This window comes from Rhodanobacter sp. FW101-FHT13A11 (assembly GCF_058790335.1).
Window position 1 is genome coordinate 179,375 of record NZ_JBYTCN010000004.1, and the last position, 14,369, is coordinate 193,743.

Annotated in this window: 12 protein-coding genes; 6 read left to right on the plus strand and 6 right to left on the minus strand. The window is 65.9% G+C overall.

The genetic code is table 11. From position 1 onward, the window contains the following. Positions 1–80: 80 nt before the first annotated feature. Complete coding sequence (locus AC3WRN_RS06770; RefSeq protein WP_492622396.1) at positions 81–3,380, minus strand: TonB-dependent receptor domain-containing protein; 3,300 nt, start codon at positions 3,378–3,380, stop codon at positions 81–83. Positions 3,381–4,564: 1,184 nt separating this feature from the next. Here AC3WRN_RS06770 and AC3WRN_RS06775 point away from each other — a divergent pair. The 4 genes from AC3WRN_RS06775 (at position 4,565) to gnd (ending at position 9,612) form a co-directional block, all read left to right on the plus strand. Next, positions 4,565–5,575 (plus strand): two-component system sensor histidine kinase NtrB, encoded by a 1,011-nt coding sequence (locus tag AC3WRN_RS06775; RefSeq protein ID WP_492622397.1) that lies wholly within the window; start codon positions 4,565–4,567, stop codon positions 5,573–5,575. Positions 5,576–5,722: 147 nt separating this feature from the next. Then, positions 5,723–7,102 (plus strand): nitrogen regulation protein NR(I), encoded by a 1,380-nt coding sequence (gene ntrC, locus AC3WRN_RS06780; RefSeq protein ID WP_492622398.1) that lies wholly within the window; start codon positions 5,723–5,725, stop codon positions 7,100–7,102. 146 nt (positions 7,103–7,248) lie between these two features. After that, positions 7,249–8,598 carry a glucoamylase family protein gene (locus AC3WRN_RS06785; RefSeq protein ID WP_492622399.1) on the plus strand — a complete coding sequence of 450 codons (1,350 nt, stop codon included), beginning with the start codon at positions 7,249–7,251 and terminating at the stop codon, positions 8,596–8,598. Between the two features lie 108 nt (positions 8,599–8,706). Next, the gene (gene gnd / locus AC3WRN_RS06790; RefSeq protein WP_068094798.1) at positions 8,707–9,612 is read left to right on the plus strand and encodes a phosphogluconate dehydrogenase (NAD(+)-dependent, decarboxylating); all 906 of its coding nucleotides are present in this window, start codon (positions 8,707–8,709) and stop codon (positions 9,610–9,612) included. Positions 9,613–10,086: 474 nt separating this feature from the next. On the opposite strand, the gene AC3WRN_RS06795 is transcribed toward gnd, so the two are convergent. Continuing rightward, positions 10,087–10,647, minus strand: coding sequence for a methyltransferase family protein (locus tag AC3WRN_RS06795; RefSeq protein WP_492622400.1), 561 nt, complete (start codon positions 10,645–10,647; stop codon positions 10,087–10,089). Between the two features lie 233 nt (positions 10,648–10,880). Here AC3WRN_RS06795 and AC3WRN_RS06800 point away from each other — a divergent pair, with 233 nt between their 5' ends. After that, positions 10,881–11,105, plus strand: coding sequence for a helix-turn-helix transcriptional regulator (locus AC3WRN_RS06800; RefSeq protein WP_492622401.1), 225 nt, complete (start codon positions 10,881–10,883; stop codon positions 11,103–11,105). Between the two features lie 68 nt (positions 11,106–11,173). After that, positions 11,174–11,701, plus strand: coding sequence for a DUF5615 family PIN-like protein (locus AC3WRN_RS06805; protein WP_492622402.1), 528 nt, complete (start codon positions 11,174–11,176; stop codon positions 11,699–11,701). A 54-nt stretch (positions 11,702–11,755) separates the two neighbouring features. On the opposite strand, the gene AC3WRN_RS06810 is transcribed toward AC3WRN_RS06805, so the two are convergent. The 4 genes from AC3WRN_RS06810 to AC3WRN_RS06825 form a co-directional block, all read right to left on the minus strand. Continuing rightward, positions 11,756–12,301, minus strand: coding sequence for a DUF488 domain-containing protein (locus AC3WRN_RS06810; RefSeq protein ID WP_492622403.1), 546 nt, complete (start codon positions 12,299–12,301; stop codon positions 11,756–11,758). 3 nt (positions 12,302–12,304) lie between these two features. Then, positions 12,305–12,517, minus strand: a complete 213-nt coding sequence (locus tag AC3WRN_RS06815; protein WP_492622404.1) for a hypervirulence associated TUDOR domain-containing protein — start codon at positions 12,515–12,517, stop codon at positions 12,305–12,307. A 78-nt stretch (positions 12,518–12,595) separates the two neighbouring features. After that, on the minus strand, positions 12,596–13,300 hold the full coding sequence (locus AC3WRN_RS06820) for a LytR/AlgR family response regulator transcription factor (protein ID WP_492622405.1): 705 nt from the start codon (positions 13,298–13,300) through the stop codon (positions 12,596–12,598). Beyond that, a complete protein-coding gene (locus AC3WRN_RS06825; RefSeq protein WP_369487234.1) occupies positions 13,300–14,358 on the minus strand; it encodes a sensor histidine kinase in 1,059 nt (352 codons plus the stop codon). Before AC3WRN_RS06825 ends, AC3WRN_RS06820 begins: the two co-directional genes overlap by 1 nt. Positions 14,359–14,369: the final 11 nt, after the last annotated feature.

Below are 14,369 nucleotides of genomic sequence, written 5' to 3' on the forward strand. Positions count from 1 at the left end.
AGCGTTGCCATGAAGCGGCTGTCGCTCGGCTCCGACTGCGCGTGGGGACACACAGCCGGAACCGGGACATGCGCCCTACTTCATATCTTGGCCTTGAGGCCGATGAAGTACGTGCGTCCCACGACATCGTAGGTCGCTGCATCCGTCAGCAGTGGTGCGCCCGCGATCCGCGGCGGGGCCTTGTCGGTCAGGTTTGTAACGCCCGCTGTGAGCATGATGTTGTGCGTCGCCTGCCAGTGAGCATCCAGGTCGAAGTAGTTGTAGGCCGGCACGCCCGGATAGCCGCTACCTGCACCGCCCATCAGGTCGGCCATCCCAGAGATGTAGCGCCAGTGCAGCGCCGCCGATACCGGCCCAATGGAGTAACCGAACGTCGTGTTCGCCTTCCACCTCGGATGCGACAGATCGGAGATGCTCGAGCCATCGGCGGCCAACGCCGTACTGGTATCGGCGATCGAGCCCGCGTAGTTGCTGGCCGCAACGCCGGGCACGCCGGAGATCGTCAGCGAGTGCACGTACGAGAGGAACGTCTGCAGCTTCACCCGGCCACCGAGGGGTAGCCCCAGATCATGCAGCGGGAATCCCCAGTGAGCCTCCATGTCCACGCCTGTCGTGACATACGAACCGATGTTCTCCGAGGACTCCCGGCCAAGCGTGATAGCTCCGGTGTTCGGATCACGCGTGATCCGCTGGCAGAAGGCGTTGCTCTCCGAGTAGTTCGGATTGGAGTTGTTTGCGTTGTAGCAGTTCTGCAGGACCGTATCGAGGGTCACGCCCGCGATCGCGCCCTTGATCGAGGTGTGGTAGTAGTCAAGGGACATGCCGATGTCACGCGCCATCGGCGCCTCGAAGTGCGGCGTCAGCACCCAGCCCAACGTGTAGGTATCGGACTTCTCCGGCTGCAGGCCCGTGTTGCCGGTGATGATGCCGTTCGCCGAATTGAGACCGTAGGTGAACGACGGATACACCGACGCGGGCACGCCCTGCGCCTGGCACAGTGCCGCCACCCGGCTGGCGTTCGGACCGCTGCGCTGCAGACTGCCGACTTCGCATGGATCGCCATTGATGCTGTCTTGCGCCTGCACGGTCGGGTTGTACAGCTCCTGCAGGCTCGGCGCGCGAATCGCGCGGTTGAACCCTCCACGAAACATCAACGCATCGTCAACCTGCCAGCGCAGACTCGCCTTCCAGGTGTTCTCGCCGCCGAACAGATCGTAATGCGAATAACGTTCGCCGAGGTCGAGCGAAAGGTTCTTCACGAACGGCTTTTCGCTCAGCAGCGGCACACTCAGCTCGCCGAACACCTCGCCCACATTCATCGAGCCACTCGTCGAACCGATCAGGTCGTATGACGGGGAAATGATGTCCGGAGGGATCGGCGAAGGCATCACGTTGAACGCCGGATTCAGAGCCGAATCGGCCTGGTAGTTGAACCGGTCAGCGCGGTAATCGACGCCGAATGCGGCCTCAACAGTCCCTGCCCACAGGTCCCCGAGGTCCCCGCTGACGGTGCCCTGGAAGTAATCCTGCGTGAGCACCATGTTGTTATGCGCGGTGCCCGTGACGTACGCCAGACAGCCGGGACTCAGCTGGTGGTTACCGAGTGGATTCCAGGCGTAACCGACGCAGTTGTTGCCATTGGAACCAACGTAGTTCGCCGTGCCGTACAAGACATTCTCGAGCGCCGGCAGATTGACGTTGTTCTGCTGATCGTTGTTGAAGTTGGTCTGGCCGTACGACGCGAATGCGTTCCACTTCCAGCTCGACCAGCCGAACCAGCCATTAAGTCCGGCGGTCAGCTGGTAGTTGTTGTAACGGAAGCTCTCGATGCGCGGCCCGAGCCCGGTCAACCAGGCTTCCATCTCGAGCGGCCCGGTGCTCGGGGAGCTGCCAGCGGTCGTCGCAGTGCGGGCATTGAGCAGGGACATCAGCGCCGCATTGCCCGTCACGAATGGATTGTTCTGCGGCACGTAGACGAACTTGCCAGGACCGGCGAACGCGGGGCCGTTGTTATCCGTGGCAGTCGATCTCATGAAGTTTATCTGCGCATAGGCCTCAAGGCCTTCGTTGATTTTGTAGGTGACCTTCGAGAACAGATTGAGGCGATGCGACGGGACCTGCACGAAGAAGTATTTCCCGAGGTAGTTCTTGATCGTCGTGCAGTTCGGGGAAATCGCGAGCCCCGGGATCTTGCCCACCGGCCCTTGGTAGTTCTGCACGCAGTTGCCCGGGGCGCGCGTGGTGAACAGGGTGCCGTTACTATTCAGACCGATGTAGCCACCGTAGTTGCCGGTGCCGGCGATCGGCGTCGTGCCCGGGTAGCCGGCCAGGATGGCGTTGACCGCGGAAACCGGAATATTTCCACCAAGCTCGCCGGCGCTGAAGATACCTTCCGGCGCGCGCGGCACGGCACGATTGAAATTCAAGGGGTCGGAAAAGAAGGTGCGGTCCGCACCGGTGATCGCATCGCGCTGGTTGTACTCGAGGTCGATGACCGCGTTGCCCTTGTTGTCCGCGAACTTGCTGCCCATGAGGACGCTGGCGCTGTTTTCCTGGCCACCGCCTTTGGTGCTCCCCCCAGTCTGGGCGGAGAGCTGGATGCCCTGGAAGTCCTGACGCAGGCGGAAGTTGACGACACCTGCTACGGCGTCCGAGCCGTACGTGGCCGAGGCGCCGCCGGTGATCACGTCGACGTTCTCGAGCAGCGCCATCGGAATCAAGTTCAGGTCGACGGCGCCGTTCGGGTTGGTCGGCACCAGGCGCTGCCCGTCGAGCAGTACCAAGGTGCGCTCGGCGCCGAGGCCGCGCAGGTCGGCGTAGGACTGGCCGCCCTGAAAGCCGGTGGCACCCTGTACGTCGCCGACCTCGCTCTGGCCCTGTGCGGCTGCGAACTGCGGCATCCGGCCGATCGCCGAATCGAGCGAGACCTGGCCGGCGGCGGCGATCTGGTCGATGCCGATCGTCGCCAGCGGGCTGGAAGATTCTTCGCTGCGGCTGTGGACCTGGATCAGGCTACCGGTGACCGTGACGGCTTCTAGCCGCTTGACTTTTGGCTGCTCGACGGGCGGCGCGACCGAGCCCGCCGCAGCGGGCGGCTGCGCGGCATCGGCAGCCTGAGGGACCGTCCCGCCCGCGGCCGCGGCGGCCAGGGAATCGCTGGTGAGGTCCGCGGCGTGCGCAGCGGCGGCGGTGGCCATGAGCCCCGCCACGATCATGAATATGGCGCGCGCGAGCGGCCGTTGTAGGAATGGTCGGGTGTGGGTACCCATACCCGATAGCGACTCTGGATCATCCACGAACTTAGGCACCGAGACAGACCGTGACGAAAATGCCGTCACAACCGGCAGCATCGCAGATGCGACGGTATGCTTGCTTTTCATGATTTAACCCCTTCCACGGTATGTCCGAATGGTTCCAGACGGGACACTACGATCAAAGATTCCGGTCGCCCGACAACGACAATCCGCTCCCCCGGTAACTTCGACTACACGAAACCAGTCGCCACCTAATAGCCGCTCGACCTAAAAGCAACCTGAAAATAAAATGAATTTTCGTTAAGGGAATTCGCCGGCATCCCATTTCGGGGCGTCTTGATTTTTGTGCAATTTGTAGCGACCTAGGAGCCTGGGCTTAGACGCCATGTGAGCGTTTTCGCAGAAATCTCGGCCATCCCTCTAGAAGCGCTCGTTGCCGACGAGGTTGGCGAACTGGCTCCTGGTCAAGGGGCCCCCGCGGCACGTCCAGAGAAAGGCATCCACCGCATCGGGTCTGATCGCAGAGCCACTATTTTGCCGCCCTACACGGGAAAATGGGCCCCCAAGCAGACTCTCGCGACCAGCTGAAAAGGGTCGGTTTGCGACGGTTGCGGACGGCCGAGGGAGCTTGGCCGGTCCAATTGGCAGCTGCTAGGTGCGGCTTGCGGCGGAATGCTGATCCCGGCGCCCATCATCAGGTTAGGACGGCCCTGAGGTAACTCGGTCCTGGCCCAAACTCCATAGTTTGTAGGCAGCTCGTTCTCCATAGTTTGTGTTCGGCCTACAAACTATAGAGTTCTGTCCACGGCATGTTCTGAACCCCAAAGTCTGTACTGATTTGTGAGCCATGGTTTGTGCGCCTGCGTATCCATGGGCACACACTTTGGCTCGGATACGTGCTGCTACGAGGACGCGCGTTGGCAACCGTCCCAGGGGTCAACTCGGGCGTTGCCGGATCCGGCGTCCTGCAAAGGCTTTATCAAAGCTATATCGCACAGCTAATTGCTTAGACGCTATCCAGATCGACCAGGCTTATCGCCTTGAGGCAGCCGCGATGGCCAAAGCGCCAAAATTTGGCCGCTCCAATCTGCTAGACGTCTATGCCGCCCATCACCAGCTGTTGCAGAAAACCGCCGCGGCCGAGGAAGCGGTCAGGTATCACGAAGCAACCACCTGGCACGACGTGGACGCGTAACACCAAAGTTCGTACTTCATGTACAGACATTGGTGTTGTGAACGCGAATGTCGTTTGCTCCTGCCGGATTTACCGTCTATTTGCACCAAGAAGAAACATTGTCCATTATGGTGCAATGAACGACCTGGCGTGGCGGACGTGGGCGGAGCAGATGGCGACCGGGCTGGCCCTGGTCGACGCGGATCTGCGCCTGCGCTGGCTCAACCCCGCCCTGGTCGAGTGTCTGGAGCTGGGCTTCCGCAACGCGGTGGGGCAGCCGCTCGGCTTGCTGCTGGACGATGCCGACGAGGGCATGGCGCAGGCAGCGAAGGTGCTGGCGGAGCAGCGGCCCGCGCAATGGCGCGGGGTGGCGCTGGCCGCGGCCGATGATCGAGAGATCAGCGCGGACATCGCGCTGCAGCCGTTCGGCGACGGCCTGCTGCTGGAAGTGCACGTGCTGGCCGAACCGCCGTCGACCGCCTCGCCGCTGTCGGCCACCCTGCGCGGCTTCGCGCACGAGGTGAAGAATCCGCTGGCCGGCCTGCGCGGCGCGGCGCAGCTGCTGCAGCGGCGGGTCGACCACGAGGACCTGCGAGCGCTGGCCGGCATGATCATCGACGAGGCGGACCGGCTCGGCACGCTGGCGAACCGCCTGCTGCGCCACGACGCCGCGGCGCAGCTCGGCCCGGTGAACATCCATCGCCTGCTGGAGCGGCTGTGCGACCTGCTGCTGGCCGAACCTGCGCCGCCGCAGCTTCGCCACGACTACGACCCCAGCGCGCCGGACCTCCACGGCGACGCGGACCGCTTGCAGCAGATCCTGCTGAACCTCGCGCGCAACGCGCTGGAAGCCGGCGCGCACACGCTTGCCTTGCGCACGCGGGTCGAACACGGCGTGCGCGTGGGCGAGCGGATGCTGCGCATGGCGCTGCGGGTGGACGTGATCGACGACGGCGCCGGCGTGTCCGCCGCGCTGCGCGACACGCTGTTCCAGCCGCTGGTCTCCGGCCGCGCCGACGGCACCGGCCTGGGCCTGGCGCTGTCGCGCGAGATCGCCCACGAACACGGCGGCGAGCTGCGCTACACCAGCCGGCCCGGCCACACGGTGTTCTCGCTGTACCTGCCCCTGGAGCGCGCGCATGACTGATTCCAATCCGCATGATGTGCTCCCTCCCCTGCGCAGCAGGGGAGGGTTGGGGAGGGGTCAGCTCTTGAGCTTCCTCGCCATCCGGGGCAACCCCCTCCCAACCTCCCCCTGCGTGCAGGGGGAGGAGCAAAGCGGCGGAGCAAAGCCATGACGGAAGAAATCTGGATCGTCGACGACGATCGCGGCGTGCGCTTCGTGCTGGCCGAGGCGCTGCGTGACGCCGGGCTCGCGGTGCGCGAATTCGGCGAGGTCGCCGAAGTGCGTGCCGCGCTGCGCGAAACGCGGCCCGCGTTGCTGCTCACCGACGTGCGCATGCCGGGCGAGGGCGGGCTGGGCCTGCTCGGCGAGCTGCAGGCGCAGGGCATCGGCCCGGTGATCGTGATGAGCGCGTACACCGACGTGGCCACCACGGCGGCGGCGTATCGCTTTGGTGCGGTCGACTACCTGGCCAAGCCGTTCGACCTCGACCAGGCGGTGGCCGCGGTGCAGCGCGCGCTGGCCAGCGTGGCCGCGCCGACGCTGGCCGCTGGTCACGTGGTCGCGTCGAACCATGCGCTGCTCGGCGAGAGCGCTCCGATGCGCGAGGTGTTCCGGCTGATCGGCCGCGTCGCCGCCAGCGACCTCAACGTGCTGGTCACCGGCGAAACCGGCACCGGCAAGGAGCTGGTGGCGCGCGCGCTGCACGAGGAAAGCACGCGCCGCGACAGGCCCTTCGTGGCGCTGAACACCGCGGCGATCCCCAGCGAGCTGCTGGAGAGCGAGCTGTTCGGCCACGAGGCCGGCGCGTTCACCGGCGCCACCCGCCGCGTCGCCGGCCGCTTCGAGCAGGCCGAGGGAGGCACGCTGTTCCTCGACGAGATCGGCGACATGCCGCTGGTGTTGCAGACACGGCTGCTGCGCGTGCTGGCCGGTGGCGAGTTCTACCGCGTGGGCGGGCGCGAGCTGGTCCGTTGCGATGTGCGCATCGTCGCCGCCACCCACCAGGACCTGGCCGCGCGCGTCGCCGCCGGCCAGTTCCGCGCCGACCTGATGCACCGGCTCGACGTGGTGCGCATCGAACTGCCGCCGCTGCGCACGCGCCGCAGCGACATCCCGCTGCTGGCCCGGCACTTCCTCGCCGCCACCGCGCAGGAGCTGAAGCTGCCGCCGAAGCGCTTCTCCAAGGCCGCGCTGAAACTGGTCGCGCAGCGCGACTACCCCGGCAACGTGCGCGAGCTGGAAAACCTGTGCCGCCGGCTGGCGGTGATCGCGCCCGGCAGCGAGATCCTGCCGGGCGACCTCGGCAGCAGCGCGGACAGCGTGCGTGGCGGCGAGTGGACCGATGCCTTGCGCGACTGGGCCACGCAGGCGCTGGCCGACGGCGAGGCGGACATCCACGCGCGCGCCCGCGAGGCGCTCGACCAGACCTTGCTCAACGTGGCGCTGCAGGCGAGCGACGGCCATCGCCAGAACGCCGCGCAGGCGCTGGGCGTGGGCCGCAACACGCTGACCCGCAAGCTCGGCGCCTCGCGCACGCGGCGGCGCTGAAGCGGCGTCGGCCGGCGCGGTGCAGCGTCAACCTTCGCTTCACCGGGCCGCGGAGTAGGATGGCCGGGCCGTCGATCCGCCGATCGACCGCTGCGGGGCGACCGGCACGTTCCGGCACGCCGCCCGCGCAGACCACGACGAGATCCATGCGCTCCCACCCCCCCAGCCATTTGCCCTCACCCGACACCCAGCTGCAGCACCTGCAGAGCAAGGCGTTCGCCTACTTCCAGTACGAGACGAACCCAGGAAACGGCCTGGTCGCGGACAAGACCGCGCCGGACTGGCCGGCCAGCATCGCCGCCACCGGGCTGGCACTGAGCTGCTATCCGGTGGCGGTCGAGCGTGGCCTGATGAGCCGCGCCGCCGCGATCAAGCGCACGCTGGCCACGCTGCGCTTCTTCCGCGACAGCGTGCAAGGCACCGCGCCGGACGCCACCGGCCATCGCGGTTTCTACTATCACTTCCTCGACATGCAGACCGGCAGGCGTGCGTGGCAGTGCGAGCTGTCCACCGTGGACAGCGCCCTGCTGTTCGCCGGCATGCTGACCGCCGCCGCGTATTTCAATGACGACACCACCGAGCAAAAGGAAATCCGCGACACCGCGAACTTCCTCTACCAGCGCGCGGAGTGGCCGTGGGCGCAGGCCGCCGACGGCACCATCGGCCACGGCTGGCACCCAGAGAGCGGCTTCATCCCGCATCGCTGGCAGGGCTACGACGAGGGCCTGCTGCTGTACGTGCTGGCGCTCGGCTCGCCCACCCATGCGCTGCCGCCCGCGGCCTATGCGGCCTGGTCGTCCACCTACGAGTGGAAGCATTGCTACGACATCGACTACCTGTATTGCGGCCCGCTGTTCACCCACCAGCTGTCGCAGGCATGGATCGACTTCCGCGGCATCCGCGACGCGTTCATGCGCGACAAGGGCATCGACTACTTCGAGAACAGCCGGCGCGCCACCCGTGTCCAGCAGCGCTACGCCAGCGACAACCCGCTCGGCTTCAAGGGCTACGGCGACCATTGCTGGGGCATCACCGCCTGCGACGGCCCCGGCCCGGCGACGCTGAAGATCGACGGCATCGAGCGTCGGTTCGAGGACTATGTGGGCCGCGGCGTGCCGTACGGCATCGACGACGGCACGCTGTCGCCGTGGGCGGTGGTGGCCTCGCTGCCGTTCGCGCCGGAGATCGTGCTGCCGACCGTGCACCATTTCATCCACACGCTGCAGCTGCACGATGCGCATCCCTACGGCTTCAAGGCCAGCTTCAACCAGACCTGGGTCGGCCAGCCCGGCCAGCCGCCGGGCGGCTGGGTATCGCCGTACTTCTTCGGCCTCAACCTCGGCCCGATCGTGCTGATGGTGGAGAACCACCGCAGCGGCATGCCGTGGCGGCTGATGCGCGGCTGCCGCTGGGTCGTCGACGGCCTGCGCCGCGCCGGCTTCGACGGCGGCTGGCTCGACGCGGAGCACGGACGACACGCAAGCCGTTCGTCCTGAGCGTAGCGCAGCGAAGTCGAAGGACACGCGCGAGAAGGGTTTGCAGGCCGATCCATGGTATCGACACAGCACGACCGACAAATTTTGTTTCCCTGAATGGAGCAGACGATGGAACTTGGCATGGTGGGTCTGGGGCGCATGGGCGCGAACATGGCGGAACGTCTGGTGAAGGGTGGCCACAAGGTCGCGGGTTTCGACCCCAGCGCCGAGGCGCGCCAGGCCGCGGCGGCGAACGGCATCGCCCCGGCGACCTCGCTGGCGGCACTGGTCGAGGCGCTGCCGGCACCGCGCGCGGTATGGCTGATGGTGCCCGCCGGCAAGATCACCGACGACACCGTCGAGGCGCTGCTGCCGCTGCTGGCGAAAGGCGACACCGTAATCGACGGCGGCAACTCCAACTACAAGGACAGCCTGCGCCGCGCGCAGCTGTATGCCGAGCGCGGCCTGGGTTACGTCGACTGCGGCACCAGCGGCGGCGTGTGGGGCCTCAAGGAGGGCTACAGCATGATGATCGGTGGCGACGAAAAAACCGTCGAGGCGCTGCGGCCGATCTTCGAGACGCTGGCGCCGGCGAAGGACCAGGGCTGGGGCCGGGTCGGCCCGGCCGGTTCCGGCCACTACACCAAGATGGTCCACAACGGCATCGAGTACGGCATGATGCAGGCCTACGCCGAAGGCTTCTCGATCCTCAAGCACAAGGAGGAGTTCGGCCTCGACCTGCACCAGGTGGGCGAGATCTGGCGCACCGGCAGCGTGGTGCGCTCGTGGCTGCTCGACCTGGCCACCGACGCGCTCGGCAAGAACCCGAACCTGGACGGCATCGCGCCCTACGTGGTCGATTCCGGCGAAGGCCGCTGGACCGTGAACGCCGCGCTGGAACTCAACGTCTCCGCTCCGGTGATCACGCTGTCGCTGATGGAACGCTTCCGCTCGCGCGACAGCGACTCGTTCGCCGACAAGCTGCTGGCGTCGTTGCGGAATGAGTTTGGTGGGCATGCGGTCAAGAAGGAATAACTGGCGCTGCGCGCGTATGCCTCGATGCTCTTGTAGGAGCCCGCTTGCGGGCGATGCTTCTGTCGCGTTGTTGCGGCCTCAGAGCAAAGAGCTTTCGCCCTCCTTCGGAGGCCGAGTTACTTCTCTTTTGCTTGTCCAAAAGAGAAGTAACCAAGAGAAAACGACACCCCGCTTGGCGCTTGCCGGGCATCCTGCCCGGCAAGTCCGTGAGCCGAGGCCGGGCTTTTCGACCGGACTCCTGTCCGGGCGAAAAGGCATCGGCATCCCTGCCGATGCCCGCTACGCGGCCTGTCGACCCCGACTCACCGCCGCGCAAGGGACCCCGGGTAGAGCCGCGGGCCATCCCGGCCCGCACTCGGTGCGCAACCGCTGCGCGGTTGCGAGAGCGGAAGAGCCGAGATGCCAGACGCCCAATCGAGAGTTTGGTCTCGCGCTGCTACGACGGTCTGCTAACGGCCAAAGCCCGACAGCCCCCTAGTAGATCCAGGGGATCAGCCGCTTGGTATGCCTGCAGTATTCGCTATAGGAGTCTCCCAGGGCCTCAGTCAGCGCGCACTCTTCCTCGCGGATGCGATGCATATAGATCGCCGGGATAACTATCATGATCGACAGCAGGCTCAGCCAGTTTCCCAAGGCGAGGCCGAAGCCGGCAAAGGCGATTAGCGCCCCGAGGTAACTCGGGTGCCGCACAACCCGGTACAACCCGGTGCCCTTCACCTGATGGTCCGTGAGTACCGCAACGTTAGGCGTGTGGAAGCGACCCAGCTGCGCAATTGCGGTCGAGCGCACCACGATGCCAATTGCCATGACCAGTAGGCCGACCATCTGTAACGCAGGATCCTGCAATGGGCCGATCGAGGTGAAGGCCAGACCAATGCTGACCGCCCATACCAAGGGGCTAGCGATCATCAGCAGCCTCAGCGACGAACGATCACGGTTCTCCGTCTGCCGGGTTTTGCGCCGAAAGACCACGAAGCCATCAATGAAAGTCCATGTGAACAGAAGGGCGATGGCAATGTCGCGCACGATCGGCATGGGGGCTCCCGACTTATCGAGGTTGAATTACCAGACCTTTGCAGCTTGCTCAGCAATCATCGCGACTGCAAGAGCAGTCATCGGCCAGGAGCTGCCGTTCAAAGCTGGAGCTAACCAGTGGCGAGGCCGTCAGCCTTTAATCAACAGCCAACATCTCCGCCGGCCCTGTCTATTGCATTTAGCAGCATTCTGTAATATTTTGTATTTCATTCACTCACGGCTGGATGATGGCGATGGCAACGAAAGCAGAGACACTGCGAGAGATGCGGTTGCAGAAGCGGCTGACTCAGGCAGAGGTGGCCGAAAGACTGAAGGTAAGCCAAGGGTATTACTCTGCTGTAGAGCAGGGAAAGAAGCCGAGTGAACTTTCAGAGGCGATGAAGTTGGTTAACAAAATGCGCCTGCGCGGTGATAGGACTGAGGGAGGCGAACAGAAGGCCGGTAGGCAGAAGCGGTAATGCTGATTGCTTAGCAGCATGAACTGCCTAGCCTCGGACATCTGGTCACCTAACAATGAGGCTGTCGTATGCCATGGGTGCTTCTCGACCCAGCCCCCCGGAAGAAAACCACGGAGATTAACCGTGAGATATCGGGGGTTGCGCACTTTCTTGTCGACGAAAACGTCGGCCCAGAACTTGCGGACTGGATCAATCAGTCTGGTATCTGGAAGGCTGACCACGTGCGGGACGTGGGCCTAGCGGGTAAGGATGACAAAGCCGTCTTCGCTTGGGCTTGGAAGCATAAACGGTGGATCCTTACCCATGACGATGACTTCTTAAACGATCGCCGGTTCCCTTTTCACCGCACTCACGGAGTGATCGTACTTCCCGGAGGGCAAGGCGAGTTGCCGGCTCTGCGTGAGGCAATTTGGGACGTTCTCGGCATCCTTGGGTATTCTGCGAATCTATTCGCTGGCGCGAAGATCGCGGTGACACAGGGTCACGTCTGGTCCGTACGCGAGCACCTCAAGGCTGAGGGAACGCATACGAAGAGGCGTATTCGATGGGAAAGGAATGGTCGCGTCTCTGAATGGATAGACTCCACAGAGTCGTAGATTTCTAAGGTCCGCTTCGGGTCGACGTGCGACGCCGAGGTACGCTCCGGGGCGCTACAACAACTCCCCCTGCGGCGCCACATAACTCAACCTCCCATCCACAATCCGTGCCGCCGACGTGTACGGATGCACCGTCGTGTGCGTCGCATCGATGATGTGGATGACTTCGATGCCGCGCAGCTTCAGCACGTCGGAAATGATCGAGCGGTGGCAACGCCACCAGACCGCTTCCGCGCACATCAGCGCGGTGCGCTTGCTGGCGGCCAGCTTCAACAGCTCGGCGAGGCCTTCGGCGAATTCGGCGCTCGCGGTGTAATCGGCGTAGCCCTGGAACGCAGCGTTGCGCCACGCGGTGTTCGGCGAGTCGGGCTGCACCTTGCGTCGGCCGCCGAGCCTGGGGATCCACTGGTAGGCGATGCCGTGCGCGGGCAGCGTGGCGGCCAGCGCGTCGCTGGCGAAATGCGGATGGCGGCGCGAGCCGGGGAAGCGGCGTACGTCGGCGATCGCCTCGATCCGGTACTCGGCGAGCAGGTCGAGGAACTCCTGCAGCGTGTGGGTGGAGTGGCCTATCGTCCAGATCGTGGCTGGGTCGGTGGACATCGCTCAGTCGATCTTGTGCAGCGCCGCGCCCTTGTGCATGGCGATGTGGTCGGTCTTGTCGCTCTGGATCTCGTACTGCGGATCGGCTTCGCTGCAGCGGTGCATGTGGCCCTTGTACTCGGTGTCGTGCGTGTGCACCTTGATGATCCGGCCGGTCACTTGGCCGGCTTCCGAATTCCAGCGCACATGGTCGCCGACTTTGAAGGGGTGGTGCATGGTGGCTCCTCGGTTCGTGTCTGCCGGCCATTGACGCATGTGCCGTGTCCACGCCGGGTGGAGAGGCTCCGCTATCGCTCACCCCAGCCGCAGCAGCTTGCGCACCGCCGGCAGGTTGCGCCGGCTAATCTCGGGGTTGAGTTCGGTGCCGTCCAGCCGTGCCAATACGCGGCCGTCGGCGAGGGTCTTGAGGCCGAGCAGGCGCGGCGGCGGGACGAGGCAGTTGCGGTGCAGGCGGATCAGCTGGTCGGGGTAGGCTTCTTCCAGCTGGCGCAGCGAGTCCTCGATCAGCAGTTCGCCGCGGCGGTGCTGAACGACCACGTATTTCTCGTCGGCGAGCAGGCAGATCACCTCGTCAAGCGCGATGCGCACCTGTTCGCCGCGCAGGCGGCCGCGCAGGTACGCAGCCGGTTCGCGCGGGGCGTCGGCGAGACGGCGCTGCGCGCGCTGCAGCGCGTCGCGCAGGCGGTCGAGCCGCACCGGCTTGAGCAGGTAGTCGACCGCGCCCAGCTCGAACGCCTTCAGCGCGTGCGCTTCGTAGGCGGTGCAGAAGATCACCTGCGGCCGCGCACGGCCGGCCAGGCGTTGCGCCAGCGCCACGCCGTCGGTGCCGGGCATGTTGATGTCGAGCAGCAGCGCGTCCGGCTGCAGTTCGTCCAGCGCGGCCAGCGCGGACTCGCCGTCGCCGACGCTGCCGACGACCTCCACGCCGGCGCATTCGCCGAGCAGGGCGGCCATGCGCGCGCGCGCCAGCGGTTCGTCGTCGACCACCAGCACGCGCATCAGGCCGACCCTGCCGGCAGCTGCAGCAGCACCACGAAGCGCTCGCCCTGCGCGCCGGCCTGCACCTTCGCCAGCGGTCCGTAGCGATAGGCCACGCGTTGGCGCACGCTGTCCAGGCCATGGCCATGGCCGTTGCCGGCGGCGGGCGGAGTGGCGGGCAGCGGGTTGCCGATCTCGATGCGGATGCCCTTGCCGGCGCGCTCGCCGCGCAGGGTCACCTCGCCGCCCTCGCGCAGCGGCTGGATGCCGTGGCGCACCGCGTTCTCCACCAGCGGCTGCAGCAGCAGGCGCGGCAGCGGGAAGTCCCCGGGCAGGTCGTCCAGCTCGCGCCGCACGCGCAGGCGCGCGCCCAGGCGCAGCTGCTCGATCGCCAGGTAGCGTTCGACCAGGGCCAGCTCCTCGCCCAGCGTGCCGTCGGCGCTGTCGTGCTGGCCCAGCGCGGCGCGGAACAGTTCGGAGAGGTCTTCCACCGTGCGCTCGGCGGCGTCGGGATCGACCCGGACCAGCGCGGCCACGGTATTCATGCTGTTGAACAGGAAGTGCGGGCGGATGCGCGCCTGCAGCGCCTCGACCTGCGCGCGGCTCACCGCGGCCAGCCGCGCCTGCCACTGCGCCAGCACGTAGAAGTAGCGCAGCATCGCGGCGCCGAGCAGGGCGGCGATCGCCACGTTGTCGCGCACGAACACGGGCAGGCTGCCGCGCACCAGGTGCATCTGCAGCGCGCCGTCGAACCAGTGCGCCACGATGCTGGCGAGCAGCACCAGCAGCAGGATCAGCAGCCATGCGCCCACATACGGCAGGTGCCCCGGCAGGCGCTGCAGCCACGGCCGCAGCGTGCACAGCGTCACCGCCACCACCATGCCCAGCAGGGTCGCGAACAGCATGCCGACGCTGTAGGCGGACCAGTCGCGCGGATCGTCGCGCGCCAGCCACATCACGGTCACCGTCAGCGCGCCCACCACCAGCAGCGCGAACAGCGCGGGCAGCCGGCAGAAGTCCGGCAGCGGGCTTTGCTCGGCGTGGCCGCGCGGGCCGGGAGAGGGCGTGGATTCGCGCATGCGGGCAAGTA